Raw genomic sequence first — 347 nt, forward strand, 5'->3', positions numbered from 1 at the left:
CCGCACCCCAAGCTCCTTCTCCTCGTTGTCCAAGGCGTAGCCCTGGGCCCGGACCCGCTTTAGCTCCTCCAGAAGGCCCTCCCGGGTGGTGAGGGTGTGGGGGGTGTAGGCCTCCAGGGAAAGCCCCTCCGGCACCCCCCGGTAGGCCAGGAGGACCTTCCCCACCCCTGTGGCGTGGAGGGGGGCCCGGGAGCCGGGAGCGGTGAAGAGGCGGACCAGCTTCTCCCCCCCCCCCTGGTCAAAGTAGGGGCCCTCGAGGCCCGCCATGACCGCCAGGTTCACGCTCTCGCCCAAAGCCTCCGCCAAGGCCTCCATCTCCGGCCGCGCCGCCTCTAAGAGGCTCTGCC

At 71.2% G+C, this 347-nt stretch carries 1 protein-coding gene; it reads right to left on the reverse strand.

Going from position 1 to position 347, the window contains the following annotated elements; genetic code table 11:
• Positions 1-347 (reverse strand): IclR family transcriptional regulator (locus BVI061214_RS00155; RefSeq protein ID WP_282953975.1); only part of this gene is annotated, 347 nt, incomplete at both ends.

Origin of the sequence: Thermus aquaticus (genome assembly GCF_001280255.1) — a bacterium.
Lineage (GTDB): Bacteria > Deinococcota > Deinococci > Deinococcales > Thermaceae > Thermus > Thermus aquaticus.